15 protein-coding genes are annotated in these 16777 nt (G+C 68.2%); 5 read left to right on the top strand and 10 right to left on the bottom strand.

Translation table 11 applies throughout. From position 1 onward, the window contains the following. Window positions 1-5 precede the first annotated feature (5 nt). Entirely contained in the window at window positions 6-1382 is a 1377-nt protein-coding gene (locus ACOQPQ_RS07415) for a cystathionine beta-synthase (protein WP_420638802.1), read from the top strand. Next, window positions 1379-2539, top strand: a complete 1161-nt coding sequence (locus ACOQPQ_RS07410; RefSeq protein ID WP_420638801.1) for a cystathionine gamma-synthase — start codon at window positions 1379-1381, stop codon at window positions 2537-2539. The genes ACOQPQ_RS07415 and ACOQPQ_RS07410 overlap by 4 nt, the downstream gene beginning before the upstream one ends. A gap of 20 nt (window positions 2540-2559) precedes the next feature. Here the strand turns inward: ACOQPQ_RS07410 and ACOQPQ_RS07405 are convergent, their stop codons facing one another. Genes ACOQPQ_RS07405 through ACOQPQ_RS07395 form a run of 3 tightly spaced genes read right to left on the bottom strand, consistent with a single transcriptional unit; the run spans window position 2560 to window position 5885 of the window. Further along, on the bottom strand, window positions 2560-3456 hold the full coding sequence (locus ACOQPQ_RS07405; protein ID WP_420638800.1) for a TIGR03854 family LLM class F420-dependent oxidoreductase: 897 nt from the start codon (window positions 3454-3456) through the stop codon (window positions 2560-2562). A 33-nt stretch (window positions 3457-3489) separates the two neighbouring features. Further along, window positions 3490-4647, bottom strand: coding sequence for an amidohydrolase family protein (locus tag ACOQPQ_RS07400; RefSeq protein ID WP_420638799.1), 1158 nt, complete (start codon window positions 4645-4647; stop codon window positions 3490-3492). Window positions 4648-4682: 35 nt separating this feature from the next. After that, window positions 4683-5885, bottom strand: coding sequence for an amidohydrolase family protein (locus tag ACOQPQ_RS07395; protein WP_420638798.1), 1203 nt, complete (start codon window positions 5883-5885; stop codon window positions 4683-4685). An 86-nt stretch (window positions 5886-5971) separates the two neighbouring features. Between ACOQPQ_RS07395 and ACOQPQ_RS07390 the strand changes: the two genes are divergently transcribed. Then, the gene (locus tag ACOQPQ_RS07390; RefSeq protein WP_420638797.1) at window positions 5972-7687 is read left to right on the top strand and encodes an N-acyl-D-amino-acid deacylase family protein; all 1716 of its coding nucleotides are present in this window, start codon (window positions 5972-5974) and stop codon (window positions 7685-7687) included. Between the two features lie 127 nt (window positions 7688-7814). Here ACOQPQ_RS07390 and ACOQPQ_RS07385 read toward each other — a convergent pair whose 3' ends face one another. From ACOQPQ_RS07385 to ACOQPQ_RS07360, 6 genes are all read right to left on the bottom strand, one after another. Beyond that, on the bottom strand, window positions 7815-8585 hold the full coding sequence (locus ACOQPQ_RS07385) for a DUF6338 family protein (RefSeq protein WP_420638796.1): 771 nt from the start codon (window positions 8583-8585) through the stop codon (window positions 7815-7817). 104 nt (window positions 8586-8689) lie between these two features. Beyond that, on the bottom strand, window positions 8690-8905 hold the full coding sequence (locus ACOQPQ_RS07380; protein ID WP_420638792.1) for a helix-turn-helix domain-containing protein: 216 nt from the start codon (window positions 8903-8905) through the stop codon (window positions 8690-8692). Between the two features lie 579 nt (window positions 8906-9484). Beyond that, a complete protein-coding gene (locus ACOQPQ_RS07375; protein WP_420638795.1) occupies window positions 9485-9667 on the bottom strand; it encodes a hypothetical protein in 183 nt (60 codons plus the stop codon). A 101-nt stretch (window positions 9668-9768) separates the two neighbouring features. Beyond that, window positions 9769-10197, bottom strand: a complete 429-nt coding sequence (locus ACOQPQ_RS07370) for a hypothetical protein (protein ID WP_420638794.1) — start codon at window positions 10195-10197, stop codon at window positions 9769-9771. A 17-nt stretch (window positions 10198-10214) separates the two neighbouring features. Beyond that, window positions 10215-10418, bottom strand: coding sequence for a hypothetical protein (locus ACOQPQ_RS07365; RefSeq protein WP_420638793.1), 204 nt, complete (start codon window positions 10416-10418; stop codon window positions 10215-10217). A gap of 109 nt (window positions 10419-10527) precedes the next feature. Next, the gene (locus ACOQPQ_RS07360) at window positions 10528-10743 is read right to left on the bottom strand and encodes a helix-turn-helix domain-containing protein (protein ID WP_420638792.1); all 216 of its coding nucleotides are present in this window, start codon (window positions 10741-10743) and stop codon (window positions 10528-10530) included. A gap of 495 nt (window positions 10744-11238) precedes the next feature. Between ACOQPQ_RS07360 and ACOQPQ_RS07355 the strand changes: the two genes are divergently transcribed. Further along, window positions 11239-13344: a DEAD/DEAH box helicase gene (locus ACOQPQ_RS07355; protein WP_420638791.1), complete on the top strand. Its 2106-nt coding sequence runs from the start codon at window positions 11239-11241 to the stop codon at window positions 13342-13344. Between the two features lie 102 nt (window positions 13345-13446). Beyond that, on the top strand, window positions 13447-14259 hold the full coding sequence (locus ACOQPQ_RS07350) for a thioesterase family protein (RefSeq protein ID WP_420638790.1): 813 nt from the start codon (window positions 13447-13449) through the stop codon (window positions 14257-14259). Window positions 14260-14311: 52 nt separating this feature from the next. Here ACOQPQ_RS07350 and ACOQPQ_RS07345 read toward each other — a convergent pair whose 3' ends face one another. Continuing rightward, complete coding sequence (locus ACOQPQ_RS07345; protein ID WP_420638789.1) at window positions 14312-16744, bottom strand: efflux RND transporter permease subunit; 2433 nt, start codon at window positions 16742-16744, stop codon at window positions 14312-14314. Window positions 16745-16777: the final 33 nt, after the last annotated feature.

Genomic DNA, 16777 nt, shown 5'->3' with positions numbered 1-16777 from the left:
TGGGCGTGGAGGTCGCCGACTCGATCCTCGATCTCATCGGGGACACGCCACTGGTGCGGTTGCGCCGCATCGCCGACGGGGTGCCGTGCGACGTGCTGGCCAAGCTGGAGATGCTGAACCCCGGCGGCAGCGTGAAGGACCGCCCGGCAGTGGCCATGATCGACGCCGCCGAGCGGGAGGGGCTGCTGCAACCCGGCGGCACCATCATCGAGCCCACCTCGGGAAACACCGGCGTGGGGCTGGCCCTGGTGGCCGCCCAGCGGGACTACCGCTGCATCTTCGTGATGACCGACAAGGTGAGTCAGGAGAAGGTGCAGCTCCTGCGGGCCTACGGGGCCGAGGTGGTGGTGTGTCCGGTGGCGGTGGACCCCGACGACCCCGAGTCGTACTACTCCACCGCCGAGCGGCTGGTGGCCGAGACCCCCGGCGCCTTTCGCCCCAACCAGTACTTCAACCAGGTGAACCCCCTGTCGCACGAGCAGACCACCGGCCCCGAGCTGTGGCGCCAAACCGACGGTCGCATCACCCACTTCGTGGCCGGGGCGGGAACCGGCGGCACGCTCAACGGGGTGGGCCGCTACCTGAAGCAGCAGAACCCGGCCGTGCAGGTGATCGCCGGCGACCCCGAGGGGTCGGTGTTCAGCGGCGGTTCCGGTCGCCCCTACCTGGTGGAGGGGATCGGGGAGGACTTCTGGCCGGAGACCTACGACCCCGCCGTGGTCGACCGGGTGATTCCCATCTCCGACCAGGACTCCTTCGACATGGCCCGGCTGGTGACCCGAAGGGAGGGCCTTCTGATCGGTGGGTCGGGGGGCACCGCGGTGGTGGCCGCCTTGGCGGTAGCCGAGGACTGCGGCCCCGACGACGTGGTGGTGGTGCTGTTGCCCGACGCCGGGCGGGGCTATCTGTCCAAGGTGTTCAACGACGACTGGATGGCGTCGTACGGCTTTTTGATCGGCGAGCACCCCTGCGTCAAGGACGTGCTGGACGCCAAGGCCGGCGCCCTGCCCCCGCTGGTGTACGTCAACCCCGAGGATCCGGTGAGGTTGGCCGTGTCCCGGATGCGCGACCACGGCCTCAGCCAGCTCCCGGTGGCCAAGGGGGAGATGCCCCTGGCCGCCGCCGAGGTGATGGGGTCGGTTCACGAGCTGGCCCTGATGGAGTTGGCCTTTGGCGGCAGCCTGCTGAGCCAACCGGTGGAGAACGTGATGAGCCGCCCCCTGGAGCAGATCGGGGTGGGGGAGCCGGTGGCGCTGGCGGTGGCCAAGCTGGAGCACTACCCGGCGCTGTTGGTGCTCGACGGTGGCCGCCCCCGAGCGGTGATCACCAGCACCGACGTGCTGGGCTTCCTGTCGGCGGGGTCGTCGGGGTCCACGCCATGAGCGGCGACGAGTGGCAGAACTGGGGCTTTGACACCCGGGCCATCCACGTCGGCCAGGAGCCCGACGAGGCCACCGGGGCCATCACCGTGCCCATCCATCTGGCCACCACTTTTGTGCAGGCCGCCCCCGGCCGGCACCGAGGCTTCGAGTACGCCCGCACCTCCAACCCCACCCGGGTGGCGCTGGAGCGGTGTGTGGCCGGCCTGGAGGGGGCCCGCCACGGCCTGGCCTTCGCCAGCGGCATGGCCGCCGAGGACGCCCTGGTGGGCATGATGCACCCCGGCGACCACGTGGTGCTGGGCACCGACGCCTACGGGGGCACGTTCCGGCTCATCCACCAGGTGTACGGCGAGCGGGGCATCGAGTGGTCGGCGGTGGACCTGGCCGATCCCGACGCCTTGGCCGGCGCCATTCGCCCCGAGACCCGTCAGGTGTGGGTGGAGACGCCCACCAACCCGATGCTGGCGGTGGTGGACATCGCCGCGGTGGCCGACATCGCCCACGCATCAGGGGTCGACGTGGTGGTGGACAACACCTTTGCCACCCCCTACCTGCAGAACCCGCTGGCGCTGGGGGCCGACGCGGTGGTGCACTCCAGCACCAAGTACCTGGGGGGCCACTCCGACGTGGTGGGCGGGTTCGTGGCCGTCAACCGTGACGACCTGGCCGAGCGGTTGGCCTTCGTGCAGAACGCGGTGGGAGCGGTGCCCAGCCCGTTCGACTGCTACCTGCTGTTGCGGGGGGTCAAGACGCTGGGCGTGCGCATGGACCGCCACTGCGACAACGCCCAGGCGGTGGCCGAGTTCCTGGCGGGTCACCGGGCGGTGGAGCGGGTGCTCTACCCCGGACTGGCCGACCACCCCGGCCACTCGGTGGCTGCCGCCCAGATGCGGGGTTTCGGCGGCATGGTGTCGTTCGTCCACGCCGGGGGGGAGCCCGCGGCGGTGGCCGCGGCGTGCGCCACCCGGGTGTTCCGTCTGGCCGAGTCGTTGGGGGCGGTGGAGTCGCTCATCGAGCAGCCGTCCACCATGACCCACCTCTCGGTGGCCGACTCCCCGCTGGCCGTCGATCCCGGACTGGTGCGGTTGTCGGTGGGGATCGAGTCCGTGGACGACCTGTTGGCCGACCTGGATCAGGCCCTGGCCCGGAGTCAATAGTCGCCCGAGCCTGCGGGGGCTCAGTCCTGCAGGGGCAGCAGATCGGCGCCCAGGGCTTCGAGTTCGGCCTCCCAGTGGGGTGGTTCGTCCAGGGGCATGACCACGAACTTGGACGCCCCCGCCTCGATGAACGCCTCGATCTTGGGGCGTAGCTCCCGTCGGTTGGACGCCACCAGTTCTTCGGGCTGCTTGTCGGGTTGGCGCAGCGCGATGGCCCGCATAAAGCGGTCGGGCAGGGGCCCCGAGCTGTAGGCCAGCAGCACGCCGTAGTGCTCGGGGTCGATGGTCCGCCCGGCCTCCTCCGCGTGGCGGCCAACCTCGGCGATGCCGGTGCGTACGTCATCGGGGGTGACGAACGAGGGCAGCCAGCCGTCACTGAGGCGACCCACCCGGCGCAGTTCGGACGGGGCGATGCCCCCCATCCACACGTCCAGGGGTTGCTGGACGGGCTTGATCTCCACGCGGGCGGCGTCGAGGTGGAAGCGGTGGCCGTGATGCTCCACCACCTCTTCGGTCCACAGTCGGCGCATGAGCGGCAGGGCCTCGTTGAACCAGGCCGCCCGGTCCATGCGGGCCACCCCGAAGGCCTGGTGCTCGGCGGTGTCGGCCACCCCGAGGCCGAAGGCGGGCAGCAGCCGACCGTTGGAGATGCGGTCGAGGCTGGCCATAGTTTTGGCCAACAGCACCGGATTTCGGCCGGGGAGCACCATCACGCTGGGCCCGAACTTGAGCCGGGTGGTGCGGGCCGCGGCAAACGTCATGGACACCACCGGGTCCAAGGTCGAACCGCCGGCTCGCTCGGCCACCCACAACGAGTCGAACCCCAACCGCTCCAGCCCGTCCACCACCGTGGCGAACGCCTCCGGGTCACCCGAAGCCGCCCCGCCCCCCACGCCGACGCCGATCCTGACTCTCATGGCCTGCCCCTCGTGGCCTGCGCTCCTCGGCAGTTACGAGTCGGCGGCCAGGCGGGAGACGTCGAAGTCGTAGAGGGCGGCGCAATTGTCCCGGACGATCATCTGCTGCTCGACGTCGGGCACGTCGGCCAACGTCTCGGCCACCACCTCCCGGGACCGGGGGAAGGTGGACTCGGTGTGGGGGTAGTCGGAGCCCCACATCAAGGTGTGGGTGCCGAAGGTGTCCCGGACCCGCACGCCCACGGCGTCCTCCTGGAAACTCACGAAGCAGTTGGAGCTGAAGAAATGACTGGGGCGGGCGTCGGGATCGGTGAAGCGGTGCCAGTCGCCCCGCAGCGGGCGGTCGGTGTAGCAGTAGTCCATCTGGAACAGCCAGAAGGGGATCCACCCCACCTCGTGTTCCACCGACCCCACCCGCAGGTCGGGGTGGCGCTCGAACACCCCGGAGAAGATCATCTCCCCCAGTGACTTCCGCACGAAGTGGTCCTGCAGGTAGAAGGCCGCCTCGGTCACCACCCGGACGTCGTTCTTGCCCTGCCCCGAGGCGCTGGTCAGGGCCCGGCCGGTGGCCACGTGCATCGACAACGGCACGTCCAGATCAACCGCCGCCGACCAGAAGGGTTCGTAGCGGGGCTGGTCGTAGCCCTGGCCCGCCGGGGGCATCACGCTGACCATCGCCCCGGCCAGGCCCATGTTGCGACAGCGGGTGAGTTCGGCGACGGCCTCCTCGATGTCGTCCAGGTTGATGAGGGCGATGCCCTTCAGTCGCATGGGGTCGTGGGCGCAGAACTCGGCGATGAAGTCGTTGTAGGCGGCCATGGTCACCGAGCACAGCTCGGGGTCGGGGATGCTGTAGGCCAGAAGGGCCTCGCTGGGGTAGATCACCGAGGCGGCCACCCCGTCGGTGAGGTTGTCGGCGATGAACTTGGCCGGGTCGTAGGCGCCGGGGCGCACCTCGTCGAAGGAGGCCTCGATGCGCAGCTTGGTGGGGTCCTGGTCGAACCGGTTGCCGGTTTGGAACCCCAGAAACGACATGGACCGCTGCCCGTCGATGTACCACCAGTCACCCCCCGGCTCCCGGCGGACCTGGGGCACCCGCTCGGCCATCGGGCCGGTCACCCTCTCGGTCCACAGATCGGGGGGTTCGATGATGTGGGAGTCCGACGAGATCATCATCGTGTTCGGGTTCATGGGGCGCTCCTTCTTCGGTTTCGGCTTCTCCGGTTTCAGCGGTCGAAGGGCAGCGACAGCATCTTGATGGCGTTGCCCCGCATCACCTTGTAGATCACCTCGTCGGACAGCCCCTCGCACATTTTCTCGGCCACCGCCTTGGTCTCGGGCCAGGAGCTGTCGTTGTGGGGGTAGTCGGTCTCGAAGGTCACGTTGTCCACCCCGATGGCCTCGATGTTGGCCAGCCCGAACCGGTCGTCGAAGAAGCACCCGTACACGTGGTCGGCGAAGTAGTTGCTGGGCCGCTCGGGGATCACCCCCCACACCCGGTTCCATCCCCGGTTGTGCTCCCACACCACGTCGGCCCGCTCCAAGATGTAGGGAATCCAGCCGATCTGGCCCTCGCTGTAGGCGATCTTTAGGTCGGGATAGCGCACGAAGACCCCGGAGAACAGCCAGTCGGCCAGTGATCCCATGGCGTTGTTGAAGGTGAGCGTGGACATCACCGCGGGCGGGGCGTCGTCGGAGGTGGTGGGCATGCGCGACCCCGAGCCGATGTGCATGCACACCACGGTGCCGGTCTCCTCGCAGGCGGCGAAGAACGGTTCCCAGTGCCCGTCGGCGTCGTGGATCGACGGCAGCCCCAGGTTGGTGGGCAGCTCGGTGAACGACACCGCGTGCGCCCCCCGGTCGGCGTTGCGCCGGACCTCGGCGGCGGCCAGGGTGGGATCCCACAGCGGGATGAGCGGCAGGGGGATGAGCCGCCCGGCGGTGCCCCCGCACCACTCGTCGATCATCCAGTCGTTGTAGGCCTGCACGCACAGCAGGGCCAGGTCCCGGTCGGCGGCCTCCAAGAAGGTCTGGCCGCAGAACCGGGGGAACATGGGGAAGCACATGGCCGCCTCCACGTGGTTGATGTCCATGTCGTCGAGGCGGGCCCGTTGTTGCCAGCAGCCGGGGCGGATGTCGTCGTAGGTGATGGGTCGGGGGCCGACGTCGTCCTTGGGGTAGCCCGACGCCGCGCTCAACCGGATGAGGGGTTGGCTGAGGTCCTCGTACTGCCAGAAGTCCACCGTGCGCTCGGTGTCACCGTCCACCCACACCGCGGTGTTGTTGATGAAGGCCCGGTCCTTCTTGATGGTCTTGCGCACCACCCGGGGTCCGGTCTCGGCGTACTGGCGGGGCAGGCGGTCGGTCCACAGGGTGGGCGGCTCGACCACGTGGTCGTCCACCGAGATGATCTTGGGGATCTCGGGCATACGCCGAGCGTACCCTGCGCCTCGCCCTTCCTGGCTGCCGGGGGCCCGCTGGGGCCGGGCCGGCCGGATGCCGGTAGGGTGATCCCATGCTGGATGTGATGATCAAGGGCGCAACCGTGGTCGACGGCACCGGTGCTGCCGGAGCGGTTGGCGACGTGGGGATCAGCGACGGGAGGATCACCGCCGTCGGGGCACTCGACGGGGGCGCCGCCCATGTCATCGACGCCGACGGGCTGGTGGTGGCGCCGGGCTTCGTCGACGCCCATACCCACTACGACGCCCAGCTCTTCTGGGATCCGCTGGCCTCGCCGTCCAACGAGCACGGGGTGACCACCGTGCTCGGGGGCAACTGCGGGTTCACCCTGGCCCCGCTCAAGGCCGATGATGCCGACTACATCCGCCGGATGATGGCCAAGGTGGAGGGGATGCCCCTGCCCGCCCTGGAGCAGGGGCTGCCGTGGAGTTGGTCGAGCTTCGGTGAATACCTGGATGCTCTCGACGGCAACCTCGGGGTCAACGCCGGTTTCCTGGTGGGCCACTCCGCGCTGCGCCGCTACGTGATGGGCGCCGAGGGCACCGGCAACGTGGCCTCGCCGGAGCAGGTGGCCGACATGGTGCGGCTCCTGCACGAGGCGCTGGACGCCGGCGGCTTGGGCTTCTCGTCGTCGCAGTCCACCACCCATTCCGACGGCAACAACGATCCGGTTCCCTCGTTCTTCGCCGACCGGGCCGAGATGCTGGCGCTGTGCGAGGCGGTGGCCGATCACCCCGGTACGTGGTTGGAGTTCATCATCACCGGCTGCCAGGGCTACTTCAGCGACGAGGAGATCGACCTGATGACCCAGATGTCGGTCCGGGCCCAGCGGCCGCTCAACTGGAACGTGCTGACCCACGCCTCCAGCGCCATGGACCGCACCCGGCACCAGCTCGGGGCGTCGGATGCCGCCGCCCGGGCGGGCGGGCGCATCGTGGCTTTGTCCATGCCCTCGATCGGCGGGCTGAAGATGAGCTTCGCCACCTACTGCGCGCTGTACCTGCTGCCCAACTGGGGCGACGTGTTGTACCTGGATCACGACGAGAAGAAGGCCAAGCTGGCCGACCCCGCCGTGCGGCGGTGGCTGGACGAGCAGGCCCACAGCTCGCAGGGGGCGTTCCAGTTCATCTCGGAGTGGTCCAACATGCAGATCGGCGACACCTACGCGCCCGAGAATGCCGGGCTCACCGGGCGCACCGTGGGCGAGATCGCCGCCGAGCGGGGGGTCGATCCGTTCGACGCCCTGTGCGACATCGTGGTGGCCGACGACCTGCGCACCGCGCTGTGGCCGTTGTCGTCCGATGACATCGACTTGGCCTGGGAGCAGCGGGCCGAGTTGTGGCGGGACCAGCGGGTGCTGGTCGGCGGCTCCGATGCCGGGGCCCACCTGGATCGCATGTGCGGGGCCCGGTATCCCACCGAGATGCTGGCCGAGGCCGTGCGGCGGCGGGGTCTGCTGTCACTGGAGGAGTGCGTCAGCCTGATGACCGACACGCCTGCTCGTCTGTTCGGGCTGAAGGACCGGGGCCGGGTGGCCGAGGGCTACTGGGCCGACTTGGTGGTGTTCGACCCCGACACGGTGGCCTCCCAACCCATTGTGGAGCGGGCCGACCTCCCCGGTGGTTGCGAGCGGCTCTACGCCGGGGCCGTCGGGGTGGAGCACGTGCTGGTGAACGGCACCGAAATCATCTCCGACGGCCAACCCACCGGCGCCACCCCCGGCACCCTCCTACGCTCCGGCCACCACACCCAAACCGTCCTCCCCTGACTGGTCAGGTGGATCGGCGGGCGGTTGAGACCGATACGTTTCCGGAGGGGGAAACAATCCTCTGGGCACCCCTTCCTCTCCCACTGAGGCACCAGGGGAGTACCCGTACTTCCGTCGGATCTGACGGTCAACTCCTGCGTGGCGGCCTGGTCGGTCTTTCTTGCGCATGACTCTTCACCTCCCGAGGTGGGGCTGCTGCTCTTAGCGGTAGGAAGTCTATTGTCTCAATTTCGTCGGCCTTGACGTACAGACCACCTGAGGTCCAGGCGTAACTGCCGCCCTTCCAGAGCACTGCACCATTGCTCTGATCGAACTCTACCGCTGACCCAATGTAGATGTCCCTTGAAGCGTTGCCCTCCGACGCGAAGGAAGCGACTGGGTCGGCGAGGTCGTAACGCCCCCCGACCCACCGTCCGGACCGAAGTCTGCACCTCACCAATCCAGGCTGGCCCGAATCGAAGAGGTGGTCCCATGCTGTCGGTGACTTCGACGGCCCGAGGACCCTCAAGACCAACTTGTCGGACTTGGCCGCAATCCACCGTCCTACGATCGGGGCCAGCCTCGTCTCCAACCACTGCCCTTCACGCCGGATGTTCTCTGCGGCCCATCCCAGGCCCCGCCCGGCAATGAGCGGCAGGAAGACGTAGGCAACCGGGAACGAATAGACCATCCACGGCAGTGTTCTGCCTGCTGCCAAGTCCTCCCAGTAGGAGGTGAAGAACCAGTGCAGTGGCCAAGCTCCCACCGCCAGGCATCCAGCCGATAGGCCCGCCAACCACAACACCCAGTCCTTGAGCCTTCTGCTGTGAAGCGGTCGGTACCTCTCGAACCCTGCAGTGAAGAACACTCCAGGGAACAAGAACACAAACACAAGAGCCGCAGCGTCGAATCCCGACATCAGGTTGTGCTCCTTCTTCCGTCAGGGGTGTGATTTGGGCAGTTGGCCTGGTCGTCTGTCCCCGGCCGCGTGAGGGATGGGCGCGGCCGGGGACAGAGTGGGGTTCAGGCGGCGAAGTATTTGGCTTTGGCCTGGTAGTACTCGTCGAGGCCGGTGAGGGCGGGGTGGCGGAGTTCGGAGGGGCGGAAGCGGACGGATTCGCCGATGCGGTAGGCGGGTATGAATCCGTCGTTGATGGCTCGCAACAGGGTGTGGGATTGGATGCCGAGGAGGTGGCAGGCGGCGGCGGGGCCGATGAGGTTTTCCACAAGCTGGGTCATGGTGTTGCTCCTGTCGTGTGTTGGGTCTCGGCCCGGTTTCGACGCCGAGACGAAAGTGAGGCCGGCATTGTCGCGGGGCAAACTCTCAAATCATTCCCAACTTCGACGGTTTTCCGGGGGTCTGAGTTGGTAATTTGGCGGTTGTCGTGCTGCGGAGGCCGCCGACTGTCGGAGAAGGACTTCCGCGCAGGCCTGTGACCAGGGGTTTTGCCGGCCGGACCCGCGGAGGGGACCTGATGGGTCCGCTCAGCAGCGAAATCTGAATTTCGCGGAAAAATCTGGCTTCCGGGCCGGAATCGCCCCTTTCGGGCCCATCGAGACCCCCACCGTGCGCGTCAGAGGCGGGCACGGACCCCTCGTCGGACGCCAAAGAGGCCCTCAACCCTGGCTTCAGGGTCTGGATGAAGGGTTCACAGGGTGGTGATCTCCAGGTTGAACACGGAGGTAGACGAACGCCGAAGCCGCCATCTCCAGTCGGCTTTGTGAGCGCTGAACGGCGGTCAGCACCTCGGTAGCCAAATCGTGGTGGATGTCGTTGGTATCGAGGAACCCGATGAAAGCGCTGGCGTCAAGGGTGGATCAAGCCCATTCGTCGCGAAGGGCGTCGAGTTCACCGTCGGCGTAGACACTGGTCAATGTCCCGGCCAACTCGGTCAGGACGTCGTTATCGCGCTCAAGCACTCTCCGTACGGCATCAGCCAGTTCTGTATCCAGGGACACGGTCAAACGTTCCACTGCCACGGCACCATCGTATTTCTTCATGGCAAGAGTTCCTGGCTCAATTGGGACTTCGACCAACCTGCCGGTACCTGCCAGCGCTCCGACCACCACACTGAGACCGTCCCCTCCCATAGGACTCTGCGCTACAGGCTTCCCAGCGTCTCGGAATCACCGTGGATGTGGATTACCGCCCCAGTACCCTCGACGATGTGTTCCCATTTGTCCATGAAGTTCCTCACATGGACATGGACTGCGGCACCATGCCGGATCGCTGTTGCCAGCATCCCTGCAGGCAACAGTGGGATGCTGTGCGAAATCGACAGGCTGGCCGCGTCAGCGGTGTAGGGCCTTGGATCCAAGACCTGCAAGACGTCCGAAGGGGGGTTCAGCGCAGCTTCTAGGGCCCCCTCGAAGGCTTCCCTGGAGAGACTGCCTGTAGTAGAGCTTCCCAGCAGGGCCCGGAGCAGCCTGGCATGGGCCAGCCAGGAAATTGACGGGGTCTCGAAATCCCAAGCGGGCGAACGCCAGCCTTGCAGGGCCTTCAAGGCCAACCTGTCGTCGACGATCTGCAAGTCAGCGGTTCGGAGGGCTACTGAGGCTCGAGCTGCTTGCTTGCCTGGTAGCTGAAGACGGGATCGTCGGCACAGAGCCGGTCACATAGCTCGTCGTATTCCTCGTCGAGCAATGCGAAGACGCGGCGCGTGGTCTCATCGATTGGAGCGGCGGAGCCCGAACACACCGCTCCCGCCGAACTCTCGTTGGCGTCCATGGTCACGTCCTCCACGTCGTCCACCCTATCTGAACCTATCCGAACCCGGGAGCCTGCCGCAGCAACCAGAGGGGGCCTGGTTGTCTGTCCCCGGCCGCGTGAGGGGTGGGCGCGGCCGGGGACAGAGTGGGGTTCAGGCGGCGAAGTATTTGGCTTTGGCCTGGTAGTACTCGTCGAGGCCGGTGAGGGCGGGGTGGCGGAGTTCGGAGGGGCGGAAGCGGACGGATTCGCCGATGCGGTAGGCGGGGATGAATCCGTCGTTGATGGCTCGCAACAGGGTGTGGGATTGGATGCCGAGGAGGTGGCAGGCGGCGGCGGGGCCGATGAGGTTTTCCACAAGCTGGGTCATGGTGTTGCTCCTGTCGTGTGTTGGGTCTCGGCCCGGTTTCGACGCCGAGACGAAAGTGAGGCCGGCATTGTCGCGGGGCAAACTCTCAAATCATTCCCAACTTCGACGGCTTTCCGGGGGTCTGAGTTGGTAATTTGGCGGTTGTCGTGCTGCGGAGGCCGCCGACTGTCGGAGAAGGACTTCCGCGCAAGCCTGTGACCAGGGGTTTTGCCGGCCGGACCCGCGGAGGGGACCTGATGGGTCCGCTCAGCAGCGAAATCTGAATTTCGCGGAAAAATCTGGCTTCCGGGCCGGAATCGCCCCTTTGGGGCCCATCGAGACCCCCACCGTGCGCGTCGCGTGCGAATGGCAGCCCCCCGTTGACCGCAGAAACGGCCCACTCTCTGCCGGTGGATTTGCTTCCGCTTCGAGTTTTGCCGAGGTTTTCCACAGGCCCGATGGTGTTGCCCAATGGGTACCGTCTCACCGGCGGAGTCGCCCTAGGGTGGTCGGGCCATGTCTGCCTCACCGGTCCTCGGACAGTTCATGCCCGCGACGGGCGATCCCGACGACCTGCTCGGAGCGTTCTGCCACTGGGCCGACACCGCCGGACTGGAGCTGTACCCCCACCAGGAGGAGGCGATTCTGCGGTTGTTGGCCGGGGACAACGTGGTGCTGGCCACCCCCACCGGCTCGGGCAAGTCGCTGGTGGCGATTGCGGGGGTGTTCGCCGCGCTGGGTCAGGGGCGTCGGTCGGTGTACACCGCGCCGACCAAGGCTCTGGTGAGCGAGAAGTTCTTCGAACTGGCCGCCGCTTTCGGCGCGGAGCGGGTGGGAATGGTCACCGGCGACGCCACCGTGAACGGCGATGCTCCGGTGATCGCCTGCACCGCCGAGATACTGGCCCAGCGGGCCCTGCGTTCGGGGTCCGACACCGATGTCGATCTGGTGGTGATGGACGAGTTCCACTACTACGGCGACCGCGACCGGGGCTGGGCCTGGCAGGTACCCCTGCTGGAACTGCACCGCCCCCAGTTCCTGTTGATGTCGGCCACCCTGGGAGACACCACCGCCCTGCGCCGTGATCTCGGCGAGCGCACCGGCCGGTCCACCGCCCTGGTGGCCTCCGCCGAGCGACCGGTACCGCTCGATGTGGTGTACCGGGAGACGCCGCTGCACACCTCCATCGCCGAGCTGTTGGCCACCGATCGGGCCCCGGTGTACATCGTCCACTTCACCCAGCGGGAGGCCACCGCCCAGGCCCAGAGCCTCACCAGCCTCGACGTGTTGCCGCCCGAGGCCAAGGCCGCCCTGAAGGAGGCGGTGGGCGGCTTCCGTTTCGACACCCCCTTCGGCAAGGACCTGCGCCGCTTCGTCCTGGCCGGGATCGGCGTCCACCACGCGGGACTGTTGCCCAAGTACCGGCTGTTGGTGGAGAAGCTGGCCCAACAGGGGCACCTGCGGTTGATCTGCGGAACCGACACCCTGGGCGTGGGGGTGAACGTGCCCATCCGCACCGTGTTGTTCACCCGCCTCTACAAGTACGACGGCCGCCGCACCCGGGTGCTGTCGGTGCGGGACTTCCAGCAGATCGCCGGCCGGGCGGGTCGACGGGGGTTCGACGAGGAGGGCAGCGTGTGGGTGCAGGCCCCCGAGCACGTGATCGAGAACCGCCGGGCCGAGGCCAAGGCGGCCGCCAACCCGGCCAAACGGCGCAAGGTCACCAAGAAGAAGCCGCCCGAGCACAACTACGCCCATTACGACGCCGACACGTTGTCCCGTCTGTGGCACGGGCGCCCCGAGACCCTGGAGTCGAGCTTTGCGGTGACCCACGCCATGATGCTGAACGTGCTCGACCGACCCGGTGACGGCTGTTCGGCCATGAAGCGCCTGCTCACCGACAACCACGAGCCCCGGTCCCGGCAACGCACCCACATTCGCCGGGCGGTGGGGGTGTACCGGTCGCTGCTCGACGCCGAGATCGTGGAGGTGCTCGGTGAGGCCGACGACCGGGGCCGCCCGGTGCGGGTGAACCTCGACCTCCAGGACGAGTTCCGGCTCAACCAGCCGCTCGGGCTGTTCGCCGTCGAAGCCCTGGAGGCGCTGGACCGAGACGCCCCCGACTACCGCTTCCAGGCCCTCAGCGTGGTGGAGGCGGTGCTGGAGGATCCCACCGTGGTGCTGTTGGCCCAGCTCGACAAGGCCCGCGACGATCTCATGGCCCAGCTCAAGGCCGAGCGGGTGCCCTACGAGGAGCGACTGGAGCGGCTGGCCGAACTCACCTGGCCCCGCCCCGAGGCCGAGTTCATCGAGCCCGCCTTTGCCGTGTTCGCCCGCCACCACCCCTGGGTGGGCCACGATCGACCCAGCCCCAAGTCGGTGGCCCGCGATCTGCTGGAGCACGGCGACACCTTCAACCAGTACGTCTCCCGCTACGGCATCAAGCGCGCCGAGGGCGTGCTGTTGCGCTACCTGTCCGACTGCTACAAGGCCCTGGTCCAGACCATCCCCACCGCCGCGGTGACCGAAGCCCTGGCCGCCCTGACCGCCGACCTCCGCGCTCTGTTGCGCTCTACCGACTCCAGCCTTCTCGACGAATGGGAACGCCTCCGCCAAACCTGACCCAACGCCCACCCACCGCATTCCAAGGGGCTCCGGGATGGTCCCCTGAGGTGGGGGATTGCTTGGTGGTGGAGGGCGGGGTGGGGATAGGTTGCTGGATTCGTGGGCGACGATGCGGTGTTCTATCTGGAGGGCGACATCGTGGTGCCCACCATCTATGCGCAGGGGCCGTGGGATCACGGGGCGCAGCACGGCGGGGCGGTGGCCGGCATCCTGGCCCGGGCGGTGGAGCAGGTGCCCACGCCGGTGCCCATGCGGGTGGCCCGTCTCACCCTGGACATGTTGCGGCGGGTGCCGGTCAAGCCGCTGGGCGTCACCACCGAGGTGCTGCGCACTGGCAAGCGGATTCACACCGTCCAAGCCTGGCTGCACGACGGCGACCACAGGGTGGCCACGGCGGTGGCCATGTCGGTACGGACCGGTGCCGATATCGACGTCGCCGGCTACCGACAGGCCGAGGCGCCGCTGCCCCCGCCGCCGGGCAGCGCGGGACCGCCGCGAGAACTGGCTCCCCGGGCGGTGATGCCCGAGGGCTTCCCCCACGTGGTGGAGTTCGACCGGGTGGAGGGCGGAACCGCAGGCGGTACCCCCAGCAAGACCTGGGTTCGACTGGAGGTGCCGTTCGTTCGGGGGGAGGAGACTTCGCCGCTGGTCCGTCTCATGGCCCTGTCCGACTTCACCAGCGGCCTGGGGTCGTTTCTGCCCTACGACCGGTACGTGTCCATCAACCCCGATCTCACCATTCACGTGCTGCGGTATCCCAACAGTGACCGCATCGGCATCGACGCCGAGACGTGGATCGACCCCGACGGCATGGGCCAATCCCGGGCCCGCCTCTACGACGAAACCGGCCTGTGCGCGCTGTGCTCGGCCTCCCTGTTCGTCGAATCCCGCAGCCGCTACTACCCGGCTTGAGCCACGGGGCCGGAGCCCGGCCGAGCCCACTGCGACCTGCCCGCAGCCGCTGCTACCCGGCTTGAGCCACGGGGCCGCCGGCCCGTTGCCGGTCGACCAGCACCAGCAGGCAGGGGAGGATGACCATGGCGGCCAGCATCGACAGGACACCGGTGATGGCCACCAGGATGCCCAACTGACTCACCACCAGCAGGGGCGCGAAGGCCAACACGACAAACCCCAGAGCGGTGGTGGTGGCCGATCCGAACAACGCCCCGCCCACGCTGTTGGCGGTTGCCGTCAGCGCGTCGATGGTGGGGGCGCCGTGTTGGCGTTCGTGCAGGTAGCGGTGGGTGAAGTGGATGGTGTAGTCCACGCCGATCCCGATGGTGAGCGCGGTCAACAGGGCGGTCAGGGCGTTGTAGTTGATGCCCAGCACCCACATCAGGCCGAGCAGCAGCACCAGCACCACCACGATGGGCACCACGGTCACGACCCCCAGCAGGGGGCGGCGATGGGCCCGCCAGAAGAAGGCGGTGAGCAGGGCCACGGCGGTGATCACGGTGATGAATGTGGCGGAGGTCTGGCTGCGGGTCACGGCGTCGCCGGTGACCACCGGGCTGATCTGCGACCCGGTCAGGGTGAAGGTCCCGCGGGCGTCATCGCCCCACAGGTCGTCCCCGGCGTGATACAGGTCGCGAACCTCCCACTCTTCTCCCAGGTGGGCCTGGATGGCGATGATGGTCACGTCGTCATCGGAGGTGTCCGACCACGACGCCACCGAGGCGAACTGGTCGGGGGCGGCTCGGGCCACCTCCCGGTACAACGCCGCCAGCTCGTCGGGAGAGCCCCCGGTCAGCACCGCCCGGGCGTCGGGCACGGTGTCGACGGCCAGCGACACCAACGAGGGGCCCACCACGCCGCGGATTTGCGGAGGGCGATCCACCCGCGAACCCATGTCCACCCCGGAGGGCAGGTCCTCGGCACCGGACGGGGACACGGCACCAGCGTCGCCGGTGGGCCCGCGCAGCAGGTCGTCCAGGGCCACCAGGGCCGACGCGGCCGACGGATCGTCCAGATCGGTGATGAGCACCCCGGTGATGGTGGTGCTCAGGCCTCCGGTCTCCCGGCTGGTGAGACGGATGTCCTGGACCACCTCGGAGTCCTCGGGCAGGAACTCGTCCTGGTTGAACTCGGTGTCCACGTTGAGGGCCCCGGCCACCGCCGCGCCCGCTACCGCCCCCACCGCCACCAGGGTCACCATCGGTCGCCGGGCGCACCGGGCCACTGTCGGGGCCAGGATTCGACGCACGCCGGGGATGGATTCCACCACCGCTCGGGTCGGCAACCGCCGCCCCCGGCCCAGGCGACGCCGATCACCCAAAATCCGAACCGCGGGCACCAGCGAGGTCATGATGAAGAAGCCGGAGACGATGCCGCAGGCCGCCAGGATTCCGAAGTCCTGAATGGGCGACAGCGGGCTGGCCAGATTGGTCAGAAAGCTGAGCGCGGTGGTCAGCGCCCCCAGCCCGATGGCCGCCCCGGTGACGGCCACGGCCCGCTGGGTGGCCCGGCCGGGGTCGTCGTGGCACTCCTCCCGACGGCGGGACACCACCTGCAGGGAGTAGTCCACGGTCAGGCCCACCAACAGCACCGGCACGATGATGCTGATGGGGGTGATGCCGTTGATCTTGTCGAGGCCGTTGGGTCCGAGATAGCCCGACAGGCCGATCTGCCACAGGGCGGTGAGGATCACGCCGATGATGGTGGCCACGGTGTCGGCCACCGAGCGGAACAGCACCAACAGCACCACCACCATCACCACGATGGCCGCCGGGAACAAGATGCCGCTGTCGGCCAGGGCCTGCTCCGCCCCCTCCTGGAACCGGGCGCTGGACAGGGTGCGGGCCGAGGCGTCCGGCCCGTAGTCGCCCGCCGCGATCACGTCGTGGGTGGCCAGCAGGGCGTCGTTCACGTGCCACTCCGGGTGGTCGATGCGCTGCAGCCGGATGTGTCCGGTGCCCACCCCGTCGCCCAGAAGCTGGTCGAGTTGGACGGCCCGAGGGTCCACTGTCGGGTCGGTGGCCAGCACCCGGGTCACGTCGTCGGCGGTGAGGCGGTCGGGCGGCACCCCGGCCATCGCCAGGATCAGGTGGGCGTAACTCAATGCCGGGGGTTCCCCGGACGAAGGGACGAAGGGCGCCACCGTGGGGTGGCGCAGGGCCATCTCCGATCGGGCGATCACCTCTCGAATGGCCGCCGGGGAGGTGGCATCGCCGCGGACCACGAGCTGGGCGCTGGCAAACGCCCCGGTTTGGGGAAACCGGTTTTCCAGTTGGTCGATGGCCCGTCCGAGGTCGCTGCCGCGGGGGACGAACGAGGCGATGGCGTCGGGCTCCTGGGTGGTGAGGGCCACCCCCGGCAGCAGGGCGGCGGTGATGAGCGCGATCACCGCGATGGTCCGCCCGGGGGAGCGGGTCACCAGGCGGGCGTAGCGGTTCAGCACGGAGGATCAGGAGGCGACGTCGCCGACCGAACA

This window comes from Candidatus Poriferisocius sp. (assembly GCF_965219775.1).
Taxonomy (GTDB): domain Bacteria; phylum Actinomycetota; class Acidimicrobiia; order Acidimicrobiales; family Bin134; genus Poriferisocius.
Note: the sequence above shows the minus strand (reverse complement) of the source record. Positions and strands in the feature narration are given on the sequence as shown.